General features: G+C 72.4%; 14 protein-coding genes. 5 read left to right on the top strand and 9 right to left on the bottom strand.

Features of this window, described 5'->3' with window-relative positions; all coding sequences use genetic code 11:
- Positions 1-90: 90 nt before the first annotated feature.
- From FV234_RS12725 to FV234_RS12750, 6 genes are all read right to left on the bottom strand, one after another.
- Positions 91-1278, bottom strand: coding sequence for an acyltransferase (locus FV234_RS12725; RefSeq protein WP_147829632.1), 1188 nt, complete (start codon positions 1276-1278; stop codon positions 91-93).
- Positions 1275-2486 (bottom strand): acyltransferase, encoded by a 1212-nt coding sequence (locus FV234_RS12730; RefSeq protein ID WP_147750528.1) that lies wholly within the window; start codon positions 2484-2486, stop codon positions 1275-1277. The genes FV234_RS12725 and FV234_RS12730 overlap by 4 nt, the downstream gene beginning before the upstream one ends.
- Positions 2483-3688, bottom strand: coding sequence for a glycosyltransferase (locus tag FV234_RS12735; RefSeq protein ID WP_147750527.1), 1206 nt, complete (start codon positions 3686-3688; stop codon positions 2483-2485). Before FV234_RS12735 ends, FV234_RS12730 begins: the two co-directional genes overlap by 4 nt.
- The gene (locus tag FV234_RS12740) at positions 3688-5958 is read right to left on the bottom strand and encodes a polysaccharide biosynthesis tyrosine autokinase (protein ID WP_147750526.1); all 2271 of its coding nucleotides are present in this window, start codon (positions 5956-5958) and stop codon (positions 3688-3690) included. The genes FV234_RS12735 and FV234_RS12740 overlap by 1 nt, the downstream gene beginning before the upstream one ends.
- Positions 5959-6096: 138 nt before the next feature.
- On the bottom strand, positions 6097-7266 hold the full coding sequence (locus tag FV234_RS12745; protein WP_147750525.1) for a glycosyltransferase: 1170 nt from the start codon (positions 7264-7266) through the stop codon (positions 6097-6099).
- A gap of 271 nt (positions 7267-7537) precedes the next feature.
- Positions 7538-8656, bottom strand: a complete 1119-nt coding sequence (locus FV234_RS12750; protein WP_147750524.1) for a glycosyltransferase family 1 protein — start codon at positions 8654-8656, stop codon at positions 7538-7540.
- Positions 8657-8709: 53 nt separating this feature from the next.
- Here FV234_RS12750 and FV234_RS12755 point away from each other — a divergent pair, with 53 nt between their 5' ends.
- The 5 genes from FV234_RS12755 (at position 8710) to FV234_RS12780 (ending at position 15116) form a co-directional block, all read left to right on the top strand.
- The gene (locus FV234_RS12755) at positions 8710-9963 is read left to right on the top strand and encodes a glycosyltransferase family 4 protein (RefSeq protein WP_147829645.1); all 1254 of its coding nucleotides are present in this window, start codon (positions 8710-8712) and stop codon (positions 9961-9963) included.
- Complete coding sequence (locus FV234_RS26660) at positions 9944-11305, top strand: glycosyltransferase family 4 protein (RefSeq protein ID WP_246685670.1); 1362 nt, start codon at positions 9944-9946, stop codon at positions 11303-11305. The genes FV234_RS12755 and FV234_RS26660 overlap by 20 nt, the downstream gene beginning before the upstream one ends.
- Positions 11295-12845 (top strand): lipopolysaccharide biosynthesis protein, encoded by a 1551-nt coding sequence (locus FV234_RS12770; RefSeq protein WP_238273141.1) that lies wholly within the window; start codon positions 11295-11297, stop codon positions 12843-12845. The genes FV234_RS26660 and FV234_RS12770 overlap by 11 nt, the downstream gene beginning before the upstream one ends.
- Positions 12846-12968: 123 nt before the next feature.
- Positions 12969-14285, top strand: a complete 1317-nt coding sequence (locus tag FV234_RS12775; RefSeq protein WP_147829647.1) for a hypothetical protein — start codon at positions 12969-12971, stop codon at positions 14283-14285.
- Between the two features lie 183 nt (positions 14286-14468).
- Positions 14469-15116 carry a GIY-YIG nuclease family protein gene (locus tag FV234_RS12780; protein ID WP_147829651.1) on the top strand — a complete coding sequence of 216 codons (648 nt, stop codon included), beginning with the start codon at positions 14469-14471 and terminating at the stop codon, positions 15114-15116.
- Between the two features lie 128 nt (positions 15117-15244).
- On the opposite strand, the gene FV234_RS12785 is transcribed toward FV234_RS12780, so the two are convergent.
- The 3 genes from FV234_RS12785 to FV234_RS12795 all read right to left on the bottom strand — a co-directional run bounded on the left by FV234_RS12785 (position 15245) and on the right by FV234_RS12795 (position 19357).
- Positions 15245-16252, bottom strand: coding sequence for an SMP-30/gluconolactonase/LRE family protein (locus FV234_RS12785; protein WP_147753509.1), 1008 nt, complete (start codon positions 16250-16252; stop codon positions 15245-15247).
- A gap of 109 nt (positions 16253-16361) precedes the next feature.
- Positions 16362-17957, bottom strand: a complete 1596-nt coding sequence (gene garD, locus FV234_RS12790; RefSeq protein WP_147753507.1) for a galactarate dehydratase — start codon at positions 17955-17957, stop codon at positions 16362-16364.
- A gap of 26 nt (positions 17958-17983) precedes the next feature.
- The gene (locus FV234_RS12795) at positions 17984-19357 is read right to left on the bottom strand and encodes an MFS transporter (protein ID WP_147753506.1); all 1374 of its coding nucleotides are present in this window, start codon (positions 19355-19357) and stop codon (positions 17984-17986) included.
- Positions 19358-19410: the final 53 nt, after the last annotated feature.

Below are 19410 nucleotides of genomic sequence, written 5' to 3' on the forward strand. Positions count from 1 at the left end.
CGTCCTCATACGCCGCGTCGCCGGATGGGGAAAGCGAGGCCGCCCCGCCCGCGGCCGCCTGCGCGGGTTGGCCGCCGGGGCCGGCCGCTCTCAGGACCGCGCGATGTCCGCCCGCAAGGTCCGGTCCGCCCGCAAGGTCCGGTCCGCCCGCAAGGTTTGGTCAGGCTTCGGGATCGCGAGGCGCCCGAGCCGTCGGCGCGCGGGCGCGTCGTAGACGCGGACGAGGACGAGGCAGGCCGCGAGCAGCACGACCAGAAAGGCGAGCCCGGCATAGGGGGCGGCGATCCGGTCGGCGACGCCCGGCATGCGCCGGCCGACGGCCTCGACCCAGGCGACGCAGGGCGCGTGCAGGATGTAGAGCGGATAGGAGGCCGCGCCCGCCTTGAGGCAGAGGGCGGCCAGCCGCGGGCCGGGCGTGATCCCGGCGGCGGCGTAGACCAGCGCCGGAAACACGAAAGCCACCACCAGCACGTCGTAGACGGGCTTGACCAGGGCCGGGACCGGCACGACCAGCACCAGCGTCAGCGCCGCGAGGCAGGCGACCGCGCCGGCGTTGCCCGACGCGAGGCGGCGCGGGGCGCCGCTCGCGCGCGCGATCCAGCGGCGATAGAGCAGGACGCCGACCGGGAAGGCGAACATCACCCGGATCAGCCCGGCGTGGACCTCGTTCCAGGTGTAGCCGACGTCGAGGTCGCCGGCCTGGAGGGCGACGGCGCAGAGGCCCGCGAAGGCCAGCGCCACGAAGGCGGCGAGCCGCCGGGCCGACAGGGCCGACAGCCCGTAGAAGAACGCCATGTTGGCGATCAGCTCGAAGAAGATCGACCACGACGGGAAGTTCAGCGGGAAGATCGCAGCCGGCAGGGTCGAGACCGCTGGGGGCGTCGGCAGCATCAGCGCGGAGCACAGGGTCGACAGCGCCAGCGCCGAGGGGGAGAAGCCCGGGCCCTGCCCGACCGCGAAGGAGAGCAGAGCCACCGCGACGGTGAGCGCGAGCCCGAGCGCGTAGAGCGGGTAGAGCCGGATCACCCGGATGCGCAGGAACGCGCGCGCCGGCAGCCCGTCGCGGACCCGCGCCGCGTAGGCGTGCGCCAGGACGAAGCCGCTGAGCACGAAGAACAGGTCGACGGCCAGATGCGTCTCCACCGCGCCGGGCTGGAGGCCGAACAGGTTCGGCGCGTGGCGGACCACCACCAGGATCGCGGCGACGCCGCGCAGCCCGTCGAGCAGCGCGAAGGTGTGGCCGGGCGCGGCCCGGGCCGGGATCGCGGGCGCCGTCATGCGCCGGCTCCCACCCGCACGCCCGGTGCGGCGGGCCTGCGCGGTCCGCCCTGCAGCCAGCGCAGCACCGGCCGCTCGACGCGGCGGTGGAAGACCTCGGTCGCCGCGACCGAGACGGCGACGAGGAGCAGCGCCAGCGGCCAGAGAAGCCCGGCGCCGAGCGGCAGCCGCGGCAGGATCGCCTTGGCGGCGAGGAAGACGAAGGGGTGCAGCAGGTAGAGCGCGTAGGACGCGTCGCCGATCCGCGCGATCGCCCGGAACGGAGGCGCATCGAAGCGCAGGTCGCCCAGGACCACGCCGGCGACGACCAGCACCGCGCCGCCGCCCCAGACCAGGGTGCGCGCCCAGCCGTAATTGCCGGGCGCGTCCGACCCGGCGAACCCGGACAGGTCGATCGTCGCCCACACGGCGAGGCCGAGGCCGCAGAGCAGGACGCCGCCCGCGCGCCCGAGCCGGACGCCTCGGCGGAACAGCAGCGCCAGGCCGACGCCGGCGGCGAATTCGAGGACGATCGGGCGCAGCCAGAACCGGAGCTGGTCGAGGGCCGGCGGCCACAGCCAGGCCAGGGCCACGCCGCCGGCGAGGACGGCCACGGCGGCCAGCGCCGCCCGCTCGCGTGCGGTCGCGGTCATGCTCGGCGTCGTCCGCGCGGCGAGCGCCATCGCCCCGGCGAAGACGAGGTAGAACAGCATCTCGTAGTTCAGCGTCCAGCCGAGATCGAGGATCGGGAACGGGTAGTCCGGCCCGAAGCCGCGGGTGTCGAACGGGACGAACAGGTACGAGGTCGCCACGTCCGCCAGGCTCGGCGCGGCGGCATGGCCGGCGGCGGCGAAGGCCAGCAGCACGGCGAGCCGCAGGGCGAGGGCGAACCAGTACAGCGGTACGATCCGCAGCAGGCGGCGCCTCAGGAAGGTCGCAGCCCCGCCGGGCGCGCCGAACAGCGGCTCCGAGGCGTAGACGATCACGAACCCGGAGATGACGAAGAACAGGTCGACGCCGGCCCCGAGCGGCAGGGCGGTCAGGCGCGGCATGGCGAGGCCGCGCGCCTCCGCCTGGAGCGACACCAGCAGCTCGGCGTGGAGCAGGACGACCATCACGGCCGCCGCCGCCCGCAGGATCTGCAGGCCGTCGAGGCGCAGGTTCTGCACGCCGTCGCGGCGGTGGAGCCGCGCCGGCCGGTCGAGGGTGCCGGCGCGTCCCGTGCTCATCGCGTCGTCCTCGCCGGCGCGTCGGCCGAAATCTCCGGGATCGCGGCGGAGGCTCCCTCGCCGCCCGCGGCGCGGCGGATGAGGTCGGCCAGGCGCGCCTGCATCCGGGCGGCGCCGTAGCGGGCGCGGGCGGTCGCCTGCGCCCGGGCGACCTGGTCTCCGATCTCGGGCGGAGCCGACAGGACGCGGGCGATGGCGTCGGCGAGCGCGGCGGCGTCGCCGGGCGGCACCAGGGTTCCCGCCGCGCCCCGGTCGAGGATCTCGGCCGCGGCGCCCGCGTCGGTGGCGATCACCGGCGTGCCGACCAGCATCGCCTCGACCAGGGTGCGCCCGAACGGCTCGGGGGCGGTGGAGGGGTGGACCACCACGTCCACCGCCCGCATCAGGCGCGGCACGTCCTCGCGCTGGCCGAGGAAGTGGACGCGGTCGGCGAGACCGCGCTCGGCCGCCAGCGCATGCAGGCCGGCCGCGTAGGCGTCCTCGCCGAACAGGGCGGTGCCGGCGACGAGGCAGGCGGTGCCGGGCGAACGGGCCAGGGCTTCGAGCACCACGTGCTGCCCCTTCCACGGGGCGAGCCGGCTGAACACGCCGACCAGCGGCCCGTCCGGCAGCCCGAGGCTCCGGCGCAGGTCGGCCGGGTCGCCGGGGTCGCCGTCGAGGTCGAGGCCGTTGGGCACCACCTCGACGAGGTCCCGGCGCCCGCCCGATGCGACGAAGGCGTCCGCCGCGGCGGTGGAGGGCACCACGACGCGGGTCGCGCGGGCGTTGGCGAGGCGGACCTGGAGCCCGCGCTGCGCCGCCCCGAAATGCGCGGGATCGAGGATGTCGTGCAGGTGCCAGACCAGGGGGCGGCGCACCAGCGCGGTGGCGAGCGCCGAAAGGACGAAGGCCTTCTGCGAGTTGGCGTAGACCACGTCGTGGGACTTGGCGCATCGCGCCAGCGCGAGGACCGTCGCCAGGAGCCTGCCGGCGAGCGGGATCGACCGCCAGAGCGAGCCGTCGCGGCGGAGCGCCGACAGCCCGGCCCCGTGGCGCGCATGCACGAGCGTCAGCCCCCGCTCCTGCAAGGCCGGCCCGAGCGGCCCGTCCTCGAACAGGAAGGCGGTCGCGCCGCGCCAGGGGGCGACGGCGTCGCACAGGACCATCTCGGCGCCCGACATCGTGCCGGTGTGGCTGACGAACACGACCCGCGGGCGGCGCATCACGCGGCTCCGAGGTAGCGGCGCGCCGGCTCGTGCCCGGTGTCGTAGAACGGGTGGTCGTCGGGACGCACCATCGTGATCGCGAGCCCGAACACGTCGCCGCCGGCCTCGCGCAGGCCCGCGACGGTGGCGCTGATCGCCGAGACCTGCGAGCGGCCCCAGCGGGTGCAGCACAGGACGCCGTCGACCTGCCGCGCCAGGATCTGGGCGTCCATCAGGATCGCGGCCGGCGGGCTGTCGATCAGCACGAGGTCGTACTTGCGCGCCCAGACCAGCAGCTCGGTCATGCGCGCGCCCATCAGCAGCTCCGTCGAATCCGTGGTCGGCGTGCCGGCGGGGATGGCATCGAGGTTTTGCGTCGCGGTCGCGATCACGGCCTCCCGCGGCAGGGCCTCGCCGCGCAGGATGCCGGCGAGGCCGGGGCCGGCGGGCAGGTCCAGGGCGGCCTCGAAGACCGGGCGGCGCAGGTCGCCCTCGATCACGAGCACCCGGCGTCCGCTCGCCGCGTTGAGCTGGGCCAGCGCGAGGGTGGTGAAGGACTTGCCCTCGCCCGGCGCCCCCGAGGTCAGCAGGATCGCGCGGCTGCGGCCGTCGGCGCCGGCCAGCATCAGCCGGGCGCCGAGGTTGCGCAGCACCTGCTGCATCAGCGGGTCGGCGCGCGCGTCGCGCAGGGCGGCGGCGAGCGGCAGGTCGGCTCCGGCGGCGCCGATCCGTCCGAGGCGCGCCGTCCCGCCGGCCGCGCGCAGGTGCGGCAGCTGGGCGAAGACCGGGGCGTGGGCGACCGCGGCGACCTGCGTCGAGGTGCGCACGCTGCGGTCGGCGCGGTCGCGGAGTAGCGCGGCGGCGGCGGCCAGCGCCGCGGCGAGCACGAAGCCGGCGCCGAGGTACAGCGGCGGCTTCGGGGTGACGGGGGCGGCCGGGACGTCCGCGAGGCTGACGAGGCGGGTGCTGCCGACGAGGATGCGGCGCTCGGTCTCGAGCTCGTTGGCGCGCTTGTACAGGTCGGCGTACTGGCCCCGCTTGATCTCGGCGTTGCGCACCATGCCGGCGGCGACCGACTCGTTCTCCATCGCGGCGGCGGCGTCGGTCCTGGCGCCCTCCATCTGCTGGCGCAGCGACTTGGCGAGCGCGCTCGACGCGTCGTAGGTCTTCTTCAGGCCGGCGCCGATGCTCGCGACCTCGCGTTCGACGCGCAGCTTCAGGCCGGCCAGCTCCGTGCGCATCGCCTGCAGCGTCGGATGGTTCGGCCCCAGCACCGTGCCGGCGTTGGCGATCTGCGCGGCCACCACGTTCATCTGCTGCTTGAGGTCGCCGATGGTGCGGCTCGCCAGCACCGCCGGGGCGTCGATCGAGCCGCGGGCCTGGTCGGCGTTGATCTCGGCCAGGCGCGCGGCGGCGTCGGCCTTGGCGGTCTCGGCCGCCGCGAGCTGCTGGGTGATGGTGCTCAGCCGCTCGGAGGTGATCGGCGCGTTGGCGCCCGACATCAGGCCCTTGCTGCGGCGGAAGGCCTGGATCTTGGCCTCGTCGGCGCGCAACGACGCGTCGAGCTGGCGGACCTCCTTCCACAACCACTCGGTGGCCGCCTCGCGGCTGTTGGCGAGGACGCCGCGCTGGTCGTCGAGGAAGGTCGTGATCAGCGCGTTGGTCAGCGCCTGGGCGGTCTCGGCGTTCGGCGACCGGTAGGCGATGTTGATGACGCGCGAGCGGCCCGCGCCGGTGACGACGAAGCGCCGCTGCAGGGTGTCGACCACCAGGTCGGCGTTGCCGCGCAGCCTGTCGCAGCCGTCGTCCCTTTGCGGCATCAGGCCCGCGAGGAGGCCCCCGCGCGCACTCTGCCGGCATTCGGCCACGACCTTCTCGACCACGTCGCCCGAGGCGACGAGGCGCATCATCCGCGGCGAGCGGATCACCAGCATCTGGCTCTCGATGTCGGCCGGGTCGCCGAGCTTCTGGATCCAGGCGACCGAGGCGTTGGGGTTGTTGCTGCCGGGCTCCGGCTCGGCCACGATCACCGAGCCGACCGCGAGGTACTGCGTCGGCGCCGCCATCAGCAGCAGGATCGCGACGGCCATCACGGAGGCGAAGACCGCCGCGAACAGGCCGCGCCGCCGCAGGATCGCCGCGACCAGGCCGGCGGCCTGGTTGGTCGCCTGGCCTGCAGCTTGGCCTGCAGCTTGGCCTGCACCTTGGCCTGCACCTTGGCCGTTCTCGGCCGCCCGCGAAGGGGCCGGGCCGGCCGTCTGGATCGGGCTGAGGTAGGACGTCGTCATCGTCGACCACCGGGTCTGGTGCCGGTCCGCGGGCAGGGGCGCGGAAGCCGTGCGAGGTGAGCGAAAGGTCCGGCCGCGTCGCGCGGGCCGGGGGTGGCGGATGCCGTCGGGCCGGGGCCTCGGGCCCGGGCCAGAACCTCAGGCGAGCGCCTTGAGGCGGTGGCCGGAGCGCTCCCGGCCGGCGCCGAGGTCGTGGTGGAGGGCCATCTGCGCGTCGACGAAGCCGGCGAACTCGGCGCGGAACACCTCTGGGGCGAACTGCGCCGCCTGGGCGCGGCAGGCGGCGCGCGAGAACGTGCCCTCCTGCTCGATGAACTCGCGGACGCAGGCCGCGATCGCCGCGGGCTCGGGCTCGGCGAAGAACATGCCCGAGCGGTTGGGCGCCAGCGTCGCCACCGTCTCGCGCGCGCCGCCGCGGCCGAGCGCCAGGACGGGGGTGCCCTCGGCCTGCGCCTCGACCGGGATGATCCCGAAATCCTCCTCCGCCGCGAACACGAAGGCGCGCGCCGTGATCATGAGCCGGCGGAGCTCCTTGTCGGCGAGGTAGCCGGCGAATGTCACGTTCGGCCCGGCCGCCTCGCGCAGGCGCGCCTCCTCGGGACCGGTCCCCGCGACGACGAGCTTGAGGTCGGGCATCAGCGCGAAGGCCTGCACCACCGCGAGCACGTTCTTGTAGGGGACGAGGCGGCTCGCCACGAGGAAGTGTTCGCTCCGCGGCAGGTCCGCGCGGGTCGCCGACTGCGTCACCGGCGGATGGATCACCTCCGCGGTGCGGCCGTAGACCTTGCGGATGCGCCGGGCGACGAAGGCGGAGTTGGCCACCACCGCGTCCGGCCCGTTCGCGGTGCGGGTGTCCCACAGGCGCATCCGGTGCAGGATCATGCGGGCGACCATGCTCTTGACGCCGTGGTCGTATCCGCTCTCCCGCAGGTAGTCGTGCTGCATGTCCCAGGCGTAGCGCATGGGCGAATGGATGTAGGAGACGTGGACCTGGTTCGGCCCGGTCAGGATGCCCTTGGCGACGGCGTAGCTGCTCGAGATGACGAGGTCGTAGGCCGAGAGGTCGAACTGCTCGACGGCGATCGGCATCAGCGGCAGGTACGACCGGTGGCGGGTCCGCACGAACGGCATCTTCTGCAGGAAGCTCGTCTGCGTGGCGCCGAGGCCGATCCGGGCGCGGTCGGCCGGGCTCAGGAAGTCGAACAGCGTGAAGACGTCCGCGTCGGGATAGATCGCCAGGATCTCGCGCAGCACCCTCTCGGCGCCGCCGACGACGTAGAGCCAATCATGGACGACCGCGACGCGCATCTTCGAGACCTCGAAGGAGAGGGACGGCGATGGGACGCCGCTGGCGGATGCGACCGTCAGGTTGAGTGCCCTGAACGATCGCGACCTATGCTTTCGTTAGGTTGAGATGTTTGCGGTTTTAGAAATATCGACCGCTGAAAGGCCGCAGGACAGGCGTAAGACTGCCTATTTCCCCGACGTGGTAAATCTTAACTATACCGATCGCCGTGAATTCGAGGCCGCGTGCCATCGGGAAACGCGGACGGCGCGTGCGCCGGCCTGGGCCTCGCCGTCAGCGCGGGCGGGGCGGCGCGTCGGCGAGCACGGCGTCGAGCAGGTCGGCGTAGCCGCGGGCGGTGGCGGCCCAGGTGTAGCGGGCCTCGTTGCGGCGGCCCTTTGCGACCAGGGCCTCGCGCAGGCCCGGCTCGTCGAGGAGCCGGCGCAGGCATGCGGCCAGCGCGCCGGCGTCGCTGGGATCGAAGGTCAGCGCGCCCTCCCCCGCCACCTCCGGCGTCGCCGAACGGTCCGAGCACACCACCGGGCAGCCCAAAGCCTGCGCCTCCAGCACCGGCAGGCAGAAGCCCTCGGCGAAGGACGGCACGCACAGGCATAGGGCGCCGCGGTAGAGCGCAGCGAGCCGGCGGTCGTCGATGCGCGACAGGCGGACCACCCGGGTGGCCGCCCCGAGCCGCCGGAGCGTCCCGGCGACGGCGTCGGCCGGGTCCTCGCCGACGTGGACGACGGCGAGGTCGGGATGGCTCGGCCCGAGCGCGGCCACCGCTTCGGCGAGCAGGCCGAAGTTCTTGTTGTGCGTGGCGTTTCCGACCGCCAGCACGTAGTGCCCCGCCACCTCCGCGGGGTCCATCACGGCGAGCGCCGAGGAGTCGAGCACGGAGGCGGACGGGATCACGCGGACGCGCCCGCGCGCCGCGGGATAGTGATGCTCCAGGTCGCGCCGGGTCGCATCCGAGACCGCGACGACGGCGTGGTTGCGCGCCAGCATCAGCCGGAAGATCCAGTCGGTGGTGAAGGCCTCGCGCGGGCCGGCGCTCTCGGGGATCGTGCGGAAGTACAGGTCGTGGACCACGACCACCCGCGCCCGCCCCCCGGCGCCCGCGCCGTAGGGGTCGACGTTCAGCACCACGTCGATGGCGTGCCGCCGGCAGCAGGCCGGGACGGTGACGAGCTGGGCCAGAACGTCGAGGACCATGATGCGCGGGCGCGGCACGGTCACGACCTCGACGGCGTCGCGGAACGCGGCGGGGAGCGCGTCGCGGGTCCAGGGCGAGCGCAGCACGACGGCCAGGTCCGGGCGCCGGACGAGCTCTTCGACGAGCGCGAACGCGACCCGTGCGACGCCCGACGGCTTGCCCCCGAACTGGCTCGGCATGTTGAGGAGGATTCGCTTCATCGACTGGCAATAACCCCGCACTAGGGTCGATCTAGCACCGCCAGATCGAACAGATGCGTATTCTCCACATCACCTCGCTGTTTCAGCCCGAACAGGTCGGCGGGGCGGAGCTGATGGTGGAGACCCTCGTGCGGATGCAGGCGGGCCTCGGGGCGCAGGTCGGCGTCGCCTGCCTGTCGCGCCGGGCCCAGCCGCCCGAGCGGTCGGACGCGGCGACGATCTACCGCCTCGGCCACGGGACGCCGTTCCACGTCCTCGACTGGGCCGAGCACGGACGGCTCGACCGCCTGCGCTACAAGCTCGCCGTGCAGTGGGACGGGCGCACGCTCGCCGCGATGGAGGCGGCGGTCCGCGATTTTTCCCCCGACGTGGTGAACACCCACTCCCTGTCGGAGCTGACCCCGCGGATCTGGCCGATGCTGCGCCGCCTCGGGGTTCCGGTCGTCCACACGCTGCACGACTTCACGAGCCTGTGCAGCAACGGCGCGATGGTGCGCGACGGCCGGGCCTGCCAACGGCAGCACGCCAAGTGCCGCGCCTACGCGCTGCTGCACCGGGTCTGCCAGCGCCCGGTCGAGGCGGTGGTCGGCGTCGGCGCGGACATCCTGGCCCGCCACCTCGCGGCCGGGTACTTCCGCGACGTGCCGGAGGCCCTGCGGCAGGTGATCTGGAACCCGATCGAGGCGGGGTCGCCGCCGGCCCCGTGCGCCCTGCCCTCGGATGGGATCACCTTCGGCTACATGGGCCGGATCGAGGCGTCGAAGGGCGTCGACACCCTGCTCGAGGCCTGCCGCCGCCTGCCCCCCGGCGGCTGGCGCCTACGCATCGCCGGGCGCGCCGCCGACGGGCTCGACCGCTACGTCGGCCTCGCCGCCGGCCTGCCCGTCGCCTTCGACGGGTTCGTGGCGCCGGACGCCTTCCTCGACCGCCTCGACTGCCTCGTGGTCCCCCCGGTCTGGCCCGAGGCCTTCGGGCGCACGGTCGCCGAGGCCTACGCCCGCGGCGTGCCGGTGATCGGCACGGCCGTCGGCGGCATCGCCGAGCAGGTCGGGACGAGCGATCCCGCCTGGCTCGTGCCGCCTGGCGACGCGGAGGCGCTGGCCGTCGCGATGGCGCGGGTCGTGGCCGACCCCGCCCGCCTCGCGTCCGGCCTCGGCAACGCGGCGGCGGTCACCGCCGGGACCCGGCCGCAGGCGGTCGCCGCCCGCTACCTCGACCTCTACCGCACCCTCCTCAGCCCTGAGCCCGCCCTCGCCGACGGATCGCGACTCCAAGGATCAAGGCGCCATGCGCATCCTGCATCTTAGCTCGCTCTACCCGCCGCACATCGTCGGCGGCGCCGAGCGGTCCGTCGAGCACCTGGCGGAGGAGCTCGCCGGCCTCGGGCACACGGTCGCCGCCGCCTGCATCGAGCGGCAGGCCGAGGCGAAGACCGTGCGCAACGGCGTCACGGTCTACCGCATGGCCCACCACAACGACTTCTGGCTCGAGGACTGGGCGCAGCACGGCCGCTTCGCGCGCAACGCCGCCAAGCTGAAGCAGCAGTGGAATTTCGCGGTCGCGGCCGATTTCGGCCGGGTGCTCGACGACTTCCGGCCCGACGTGGTCAACACCCACTCGCTCCTCGACATCTCGACCCTGGTCTGGCGCGAGGCGGCCAAGCGCTCCATCCCGATCGTCCACACGGTCTGCGAGTACGACCTGATCTGCGGCAACGCCGCGATGTTCAAGCACGGCGCGCCGTGCACGCACTGGCACCTCGGCTGCAAGGTCGTGAACGCCTCCAAGCAGCTCACCAACCGCTGGATCGACGCGGTGGCGAGCGTCGGCACCCGCATCCTCCAGACCCATGTCGACCACGGCCTGTTCCGCCACCTCGCCCCGGAGCGGCGCCGTGTGATCTACTATTCCTGCACGGTGCCCGACGGCGACCCGGAGGCGCGCCGCCGCATCGACCGCACGGGTAAGCCGATGACCTTCGGCTATCTCGGGCGGATCAACGTCGAGAAGGGCGTCGGCACGCTGATCGACGCGCTGGCCGAGGTCGGCTCACGCGCGCGCGCCGCCGAAGTGGATCCCGGTTCGGCGAAAGCGTGCGCCTCTGAACCAGACCCCGGAGCCGTTCCCGATCGCGCTGCGATCGGGAACGGCTCCGGGGTCTGGCGCTGCCTGATCGCGGGCCAGGCGATGGACGACTCGATCGAGCGCTTCAAGGCGAAGGCCGAAGGCCTGCCGATCGAGTTCGTCGGCTGGGTCGACCCCAAGGACTTCCTCACCGAGATCGACGTCCTCGTCGTGCCCTCGTTCTGGGCCGAGCCCTCCCCGCGCACGGTCTACGAGGCCTACGCCATGGGCGTGCCGGTGATCGGCGCCGATTCCGGCGGCATCCCGGAACTGATCGGCGAGGGCAACGCCGACTGGCTGTTCCGGGCGGGCGACGCGCCCGACCTCGCCGCCCGCATCCGCACGGTGCTGGCCAACGGCCGTTTGAACCTGCCGGACGAGCGCGCGTTCCAGCACGTCCTGCGGGAATCGACCTCCGAGCGCGTCGCCGAGAAGTACCTCGACCTCTATGCCGAGCTCCTCGCCGAGCGCCGCGGCACCGCACCGGACCCGTCGGCGGCGCACGGCCTCCATCATGGCGCCTAGCCCCCTCGGCCCCGCCGCGGCAGCGGACGCGGCGGCGCCGGAGGACGTGGCGGGCCGCTCCGTGCGGGCGGCCGGGTGGGTCGCCGTCAGCTCGGTCGGCAACGTCGTCCTGAGTTTCGTGGTCTTCCTGGTGCTCGCGCGCCTGCTCGACCCGAGCGAGTTCGGGCTCGTCGCCGTCGCGGTCGTGTTCATCGACATCCTGCTCATCGTCACGCGGGGCGGCCTGCCCGACCTCGTGGTCCAGACCGAGCGGCTCGACGACGGCTTCGTGGACACCGCCTTCTGGGTGGCATTGGCCTCCGGCTGCCTCTACGGGCTGGCGCTCGTCGCGCTGTCGTGGCCGGTCGCCTGGATGCTGCGCATCCCGGAGCTCCAGCCGGTGCTGGCGGCGCTGGCGGCCACCTTCGTGATCGCGGCGGCCGGCGTGATCCACGAGGCGCGGCTGCAGCGCCGGTTCGGCTTCCGCAGCCTCGCGATCCGGGCGCTCGTCGCCAACCTGATCGGCGGCAGCGTGGCGATCGCGCTGGCGCTGAACGGCTTCGGGGTCTGGAGCCTGGTGATCCAGCGCCTGCTCGCCACCAGCATGACGACGCTGCTGACCTGGGCGGCCTTTCCCTGGCTTCCGGGCTTGCGCTTCGTGCGCGCCCACGCCCGGCGCCAGCTCGCCTTCGGCTCGCGCGTGTTCTCGACCCAACTGCTCCTGACGCTGAGCATCCGCAGCCAGGAGGTGGTCGCCGCCTACTTCCTCTCCACCGCCGACATCGGGCTGCTGCGCATGGCGTGGCGCTGCATCGACCTGATCAGCCAGGTCGCGGTGATCCCGTTGGCCGCCGTGGCGCTGCCGACCTACGCCCGGCTGCAGGACCGGCCGCGCGAGCTGGCCGCTGCCTTCGACGGCTTCGTCGCGATGTCGGCGGTGCTGGCGCTGCCGGCCTTCGTCGGCATGGCCGTGGTGGCGCCCCACCTCGTGCCGCTTCTGTTCGGCGAGCAGTGGCGCGAGGCGGTGCCGGTGCTGCGCATCCTGGCGCTGCTCGGGCCGGAATTCGTCGCGACCTCGATGCTGTGGATGATCTTCACCGCCTCCGACCGGACCGGCACCGCCCTGGTGCTGTCGGCGGGGCAGTTCACGATCACGATCCTGGCCGCGATGGTGACGGCGCCTTTCGGCCTGTCGGCCCTCGTCGTCGGGCACGTGGTGCGCGCCTACCTGTTCTCGCCGCTGGTGGTGCGGTCCGCCGGCCGGTTCGTGCCGCTCGGCAACCTTCGGATCGCGGCCCTGCTGGCGCCGATCCTCGCCTGCTCGGTGGCGATGGGCGCCGCCGTCTCGCTGGTGCAGGAACGGCTCTATGCGCAGCTCGGCGACCACGAGGGCCTCGCGGCGGCGATCGGCCTCGGCATCCTGGTCTACGGCATCCTCGCGCTTCTGTTCCTGCGCGCGCCGCTGCGCCGGAGCGTCGCGCTGATCCTGAACCGCAAGGCCGCCCTGGCCACCGCCGCCGCGCCGCGCGCCGAGGCGGTACCCATCCCCGCGACGCCGTAACACCGAACCTCGGTGAGCCCGGCTCATCGAGGTTCGGCCCCCGCGACTGCGGGGCGGCGGAAGTCCGCCGGACCTCATGGGATCTGACCCATGAGACATGGTCTAAGCAGTGAGGTGCGATCGATGCCGCCACGCGGGCCCGCCCTGCCCTGCCCTCCGGCCTCGTCGGGGCCGACCCGCCGCCTCGTGCTGGCGGCCGGCGCGTCGGCGCTGGCCGCGCGCCCTGCGCTTGCCGGCGCGCTGCCGTCCCACGCCTGCGCGGACTTCACCGGCTCCGTCGGCGTCAACACCCATTTCGGGCACGGCGGGACCCCCTACGTCGACCGGTTCGCACGCTGCGCGGCGGCGCTCGACGAGCTCGGGATCCGGCACCTGCGCGACGACATCGTGCTGCCGGGGGCGGAGGCGTCGGCGCCGCCGCAATTCCAGCGGATCGCCGAGCTGGCGCGGGCCGGCCACCGGTTCAGCCTGGTCTTCTACGACGGGCTCGACGTCGGGCCGCTGGTGCCGCCCCGGCGCCTGCCCGACGTCGCCGCCTGGTGCGCGGGCGGGCTCGAGATCGCCGAGGGCAGCAACGAGCCCAACATCGCCGCCGGCGCCGGCCGCCCGCAGGCCTCGGCCGAGCACCAGCGCGCGCTCTACCGGGCGGCGCGCAACGCCGGCGGCGCGCTGAAGGTCGCCGGGCCGAGCTACGTCCAGGCCAACGTCGCGGCCGCCGAGTCGCTGGCTAACGCCGTCGACTTCGGCAACATCCACCCGTACCCCGGCATGGAGCACCCGGAGACCACCGGAAACGGCGACCTGCGCCGATTCATTGCCGCCGCCCGGCCGATCTTCGGCCGCGCCCCGCTGCTCGCCACCGAGAACGGCTACCACACCGCGCTCGCCACCAGGAGCTTCCACTTCCCGGTCTCGGAGGCCGTGCGGGCGCGCTACACCCCGCGCCTGCTGCTGTGGAGCTTCCTCCTGGGCATCCGCCGCACCTACCTCTACGAGCTGATCGCCTCGGTCGACCGGGGCGAGGCCGACCCGGAAGGCCATTTCGGCCTGCTGCGCTTCGACGGCGCGCCGACCCAGACCTTCCGGGCGGTCGCCAACCTGATGCGCCTGTTCCGCGCCGGAGCCGCGGCCCCTGCCTCCCCCCTCGACGTGGCGATTGAGGCGGCCCCGCGCGACCTCCAGGCCGTCCGCTTCCTGCGCGCCGACGGCGCCGTCCTCGTGCCCCTCTGGCTCGGGATCGACGGCTGGGACCCCATCAAGCGCCGGGCCCGGCCCGACGCGCCGGCGCAAGCCGTCGCCCTGACGCTGTCGGCCGAGCCGAAGGCGGCCCGCCTCCACCGCTTCGCCGACGACGGCTCCGTGAGCGTGGAGACGCTTGCGCCCCTCCGGACGCTGACCGTCGGGGTGACGGACCGGCTCGCGTTCGTCGAGCTGACTTGATCGGGGAGATCGGGGGCTGGGTGTGCGCGCGAGAGTTGGCTTGCGACCAAGTGCGGACGATCAGACGGTCTGTTTTTGGGCCGTCGAATAGATCAACTACAGCAGCTTGGTCAGAGACCTGCAAGACCACCGCAGCAAACTGATCCATTGCCATTGTCCGCAGATTTCCTGTATCAGATGATTATGGATAGCATCGATCGTACAAGTTCAGGCTCGGGTCTCAGCATCGTCTACCTACTAACCAATCCCGCGATGCCTGGGCTCGTTAAGATCGGCCGCACGGCACAGGACACAGCCCAGGCACGGCTTGATCAGCTCTACACGACGGGCGTGCCAGTGCCATTCGAGCTGGTTTTTGCTTGCCGGGTCGAGGACGCGGTTCGCGTAGAGCAGGCCCTGCACATTGCCTTTGCTCCTCAACGCGTTAACGCGCGACGGGAGTTCTTTCGCATAGAACCGGAGCAGGCACTCGCAATCCTCCGTCTCCTACACATCGAAGACGCGACGCAGGTCGTCGAGGATCAGGCGTCCTCGATTTCCGAACAGGAACTTGGGGCTACACGGGCGCTTCGCGCGCGCCGACCAAACCTAGACTTCACGGTCTTGGGCATACCTATCGGTGCAGAGTTGCAATGTACGCGGAACGATGCCGTGGTGTTCGTCGTCGGATCTCGAAAGGTCCGTCTCGGAACAGACGAGCTATCGCTTACCGCGGCAACCCGTGAAGTCATGCAGCTGGAATACAGCGTCGCGCCCGGCCCATTCTGGAGCTACCAGGGCAGGTCCATCTCTGAGTTCTACGAGGACGCGTACGGCGAGCCGTCCGCTTAAGGACTTTTAGTACGATCGCCGAAGCCGAAGGTCTGCTTCCCAGCCGCTGTCTAATTTCGGCTGACCATCCCTATCAGACGGTACCCAGCTTCAGTCTTGAACCAGCAACGCCAAGTCGCAAACACCCCCTACCGCACCGCCCCTCGCGTGTTGACGAACAGCGCGTAGAGCGACTTCGTCGAGGCCATGAACAGGCGGTTGCCGTCGGCGCCGCCGAAGCACAGGTTGGCGCAGCGCTCCGGCAGGCGGATGCGGCCGATCGCCTTGCCCTCGGGCGAGACCACCAGGACGCCGTCGAGGTCGGCGCCCATGCCCCAGCCGCACCAGAGGTTGCCGTCGGCGTCGGCCCGGAACCCGTCCGCGGTGCCCTTGCCGCAATCGAAGAACACCCGGTCGTCGGTCAGCCGCGTGCCGTCTTCCACCACGTCGTAGACCCGGATGAGCCGGTTCGGCTGGGCGCGGGATTCGATGACGTAGAGCTTTGTCTCGTCGGGCGAGAAGCACAGCCCGTTCGGGCCGGCGATGTCGGCCACCACCACCGTGGCCTGTCCGGTCCGCGGGTCGAGGCGGAACACCTGGCCCGGCCGTTCGGGCCTGGCCATCGCCTCGTAGGGGTTGGGGCCGAAGGGCGGGTCGGTGAACCAGATCGAGCCGTCGGAGCGGCAGACGACGTCGTTCGGGGCGTTGGCGGGCTTGCCCTCGAAGCCGTCGAACAGGGTGGTGATCGTGCCGTCGTGCTCGGTGCGGGTGACCCGGCGGGTCTTGTGCTCGCAGGTGAGCAGGCGGCCCTGGCGGTCGCGGGCGTTGCCGTTGGCGTAGTTCGCGGGCTTGCGGAACACGCTCGTCGCGCCTGTCGCCTCGTCCCACCGCAGGATCGCGTCGCTCGCGACGTCGCTGAACAGCAGGCAGCGCATGTCGCCGAACCAGACCGGCCCTTCCGCCCAGCGAAACCCCGTGGCGATCCGCTCCACCGTCGCGGAGAAGATCCGGTACTTGGCGAACGACGGGTCGAGGATCTCGATGGCCGGATCGGGCAGGCGCTCGGAGGGCTCGAAGGCGGCAAGCGCCCGGCCCCTTGGGCCGAGGGTGGCGGCGCCCGCGAGCGCGAGCAGGGTCCGGCGATCGAGGGCGCCCATGGTGATCCTCCCGGCCGGCGTCGTCCCGGCCTGCATGTCGTCTCGTCGTCGGCGGGCCCGGCGCATGGCGTGCGCCTCCTCCGCCCTCAAGCGTGCGTCGCGAAGGCTGTCAGGTGATCGGGGCCGGGTTGAACAGCGTCAGGTCGTTGAACAGGCCCCAGCGGTCGGACCAGGGTTTCTTGCGCCCGCTCGCCACGTCGAGGATCAGGCGGAACAGCTCCTCGCCGACCTCCTCGATCGTCGCGTCGCCGGTGGCGATGCGGCCGGCGTCGAGGTCGATCAGGTCGGACCAGCGCTGGCTGAGCTCGGTGCGGGTCGCGACCTTGATGACGGGGCATTGCGCGAGGCCGTAGGGGGTGCCGCGCCCGGTCGAGAACACCTGCAGCGTGATCCCGGAGGCGAGCTGCAGCGTGCCGCAGACGAAGTCGCTCGCCGGCGTCGCCGCGAAGATCAGGCCCTTCTCCGTCACCCGCTCGCCCGGGGCGAGCACGGCGGAGATCGCCGAGGTGCCGGACTTGGCGACCGACCCGAGCGCCTTCTCGACGATGTTGTTCAGCCCGCCCTTCTTGTTGCCGGGCGACGGGTTGGCGCGCCGGTCGGCCTCGCCCTTGGCGAGGTAGTCGTCGTACCAGGCCATCTCGCGCACCAGCGCCGCGGCGACGGCCGGGTTCTTGGCCCGCGGCGTCAGCAGGTGGATCGCGTCGCGGACCTCGGTGACTTCGGAGAACATGACCGTGCCGCCGGCCGCGACGATCAGGTCGGCGCAATGGCCGAGCGCCGGGTTGGCGGTGACGCCGGAGAACGCGTCGCTGCCGCCGCATTGCAGCCCGACCACGAGGTCGGAGGCCGGGCAGGTCTCGCGGCGGCGCCGGTTCAGGATCTCGAGCCGGGCTTCCGCCATCGCCATGATGCTGTCGAGCATCATCGCGAAGCCCTGGTGGCGCTCGTCCTGCATCCGCACGACGCCGCCGTCCTCGGCCGCGTCGCCGTCCGGCAGCAGGCGCTCGGAGACGAGCTTTTCGCAGCCGAGACCCACCACCATCACCTCGCCGCCGAAGTTCGGGTTGCGGGCGAGGCTCTGCAGGGTGCGGATCGGGATCACCGCCTGGGGCGCGTTGATCGCGACGCCGCAGCCGTAGGCATGGGTCAGCCCGACCACGTCGTCGACGTTGGGGAAGCGCGGCAGCAGCTCCGCCTTGATCTTGCGGATCGCCACGTCGAGGGTGCCGGCGACGCATTGCACGCTGATCGAGATCGCCAGGATGTTCTTGGTGCCGACCGACCCGTCCGGGTTGCGGAACCCCTCGAAGGTGTAGCCCTGGAGCGGCGCCGGGGGCGCCGGCACGCGGGTCGCCATCTCCAGGGCGTCGAGCGCGGGCGCGGTCGGGGTGGCGACGCGCGATTCCTCGACCCAGGCGCCGCGAGGGATGTCCTGCGTCGCGATGCCGACGACCTCGCCGTAGCGGCGCACCGCGCCGCCCTCGGGAATCGCCGCGAGCGCCACCTTGTGGCCCTGCGGCACGAACTCGACGAGGGTCAGCCCGTCCGGGAACGCGGTGCCGGCCGGCAGGCCGAACGCGTTGACCACGATGGCGACGTTGTCGCTCGCATGCAGGCGGATGGTGCGGGGGGCGTCGCCCAAGGCGGGCCCGGCCGGCTGGGCCGGCGGGGCTTCGATCACGGCGTCGATCACGGCGTCCTGCATCGGATGCTCCCTGGTGGCGGTCGGTCTCAGGCGCGACGCAGCTCGACCCGCCGGATGTCGCCGACGAGGAGGAGGTAGGCGCTCATCGCCACGAGCGCGTTGATCCCGACGAAGACCAGCGCCGTGTCGAACGAGCCCGAGGACTGGACGAGATAGCCGATGATGATCGGCGTGGTGATGCCGGCGGTGTTGCCGAACATGTTGAACAAGGCCCCGCTCAGGCCCGCCGCCTCCTTGGGCGAGGTGTCGGACACGACGGCCCAGCCCAGCGCCCCGAGGCCCTTGCCGAAGAAGGCCGCCGCCATCAGGCCGATCACCAGGGCTTGGGAATCGACGTAGTTGCAGGCGATGATCACCATCGAGAGCACCATGCCGGCGATGATCGGCACCTTGCGGGCGATGTTCAGCGAGCCGGTCCGGCGCAGGAGGGCGTCCGAGATCACGCCGCCGAGGATGCCGCCGACGAAGCCGCACAGGGCCGGCAGGGAGGCGGTGAAGCCGGCCTGGAGCACGCTCATGCCGCGTTGCTTGACGAGGTAGATCGGGAACCACGTCAGGAAGAAGTAGGTCATCACGTTGATGCAGTGCTGCGCCACGTAGATGCCGAGCAGCATCCGGTTGCCCAGAAGCTGCTTGATGGTGCCCCAGGTGCTCACCGTCGCGGTGCCGGCGGCCGGTGCGGCGTCGGCCCGCGCGGCCTTGGCGGGGTCCGCCGGGCTTGCGCCGACCTGCACCAGCGCGCCGCCCCGGGCGATCTCGTCGAGCTCGGCCGGCGTGACGTTCGGATGGTCCTCGGGGTCGTGGATCAGCCAGACCCAGAGCAGCACCATCACGAGGCCGATCAGGCCCATGGCGAAGAAGGCGTAGCGCCAGCCGAAGCTCTGGGTGACCCAGGCGGTGAGCGGCGCGAACAGCACCGGCGCGAAGTACTGGGCGGCGTTGAACACGGCCGAGGCCTTGCCGCGCTCGGCCGCCGGGAACCACGCGGTGACGAGGCGGGCGTTGCCGGGGAAGGACGGCGCCTCGGCGACGCCGACCAGCATCCGCATCAGGAAGAACACCGTGACCGCGGAAGCCGCGCCGAGGAAGCCGGCCCAGCCCTGGACGAAGGTGAAGAACGACCAGAAGAACACGCCGCCGGCATAGATCCACTTGGTGCCGTAGCGGTCGAGCAGCCAGCCGCCGGGGAGCTGGGCCGCGACGTAGGACCAGCTAAAGGCGGAGAGGATGTAGCCCATCTGCACGGGCGTGATGCCGAATTCCTGCGCGATCGGCACGCCGGCGATCGAGATGATCGCCCGGTCGGCGTAGTTCAGCACCGTGACCGCGAACAGCACGAGGAGGATGACGTAGCGGACGCGGAATCGCGTCGCCGCCTGCACCGGAATCGCCAGCGACATGGTTTCCTCCTGCGGAATCGCCCAACGGATGCGTGCCCGTCGCGGTCGGTTTT

It is taken from the genome of Methylobacterium sp. WL8, from assembly GCF_008040045.1.
Taxonomy (GTDB): Bacteria; Pseudomonadota; Alphaproteobacteria; order Rhizobiales; family Beijerinckiaceae; genus Methylobacterium; species Methylobacterium cerastii.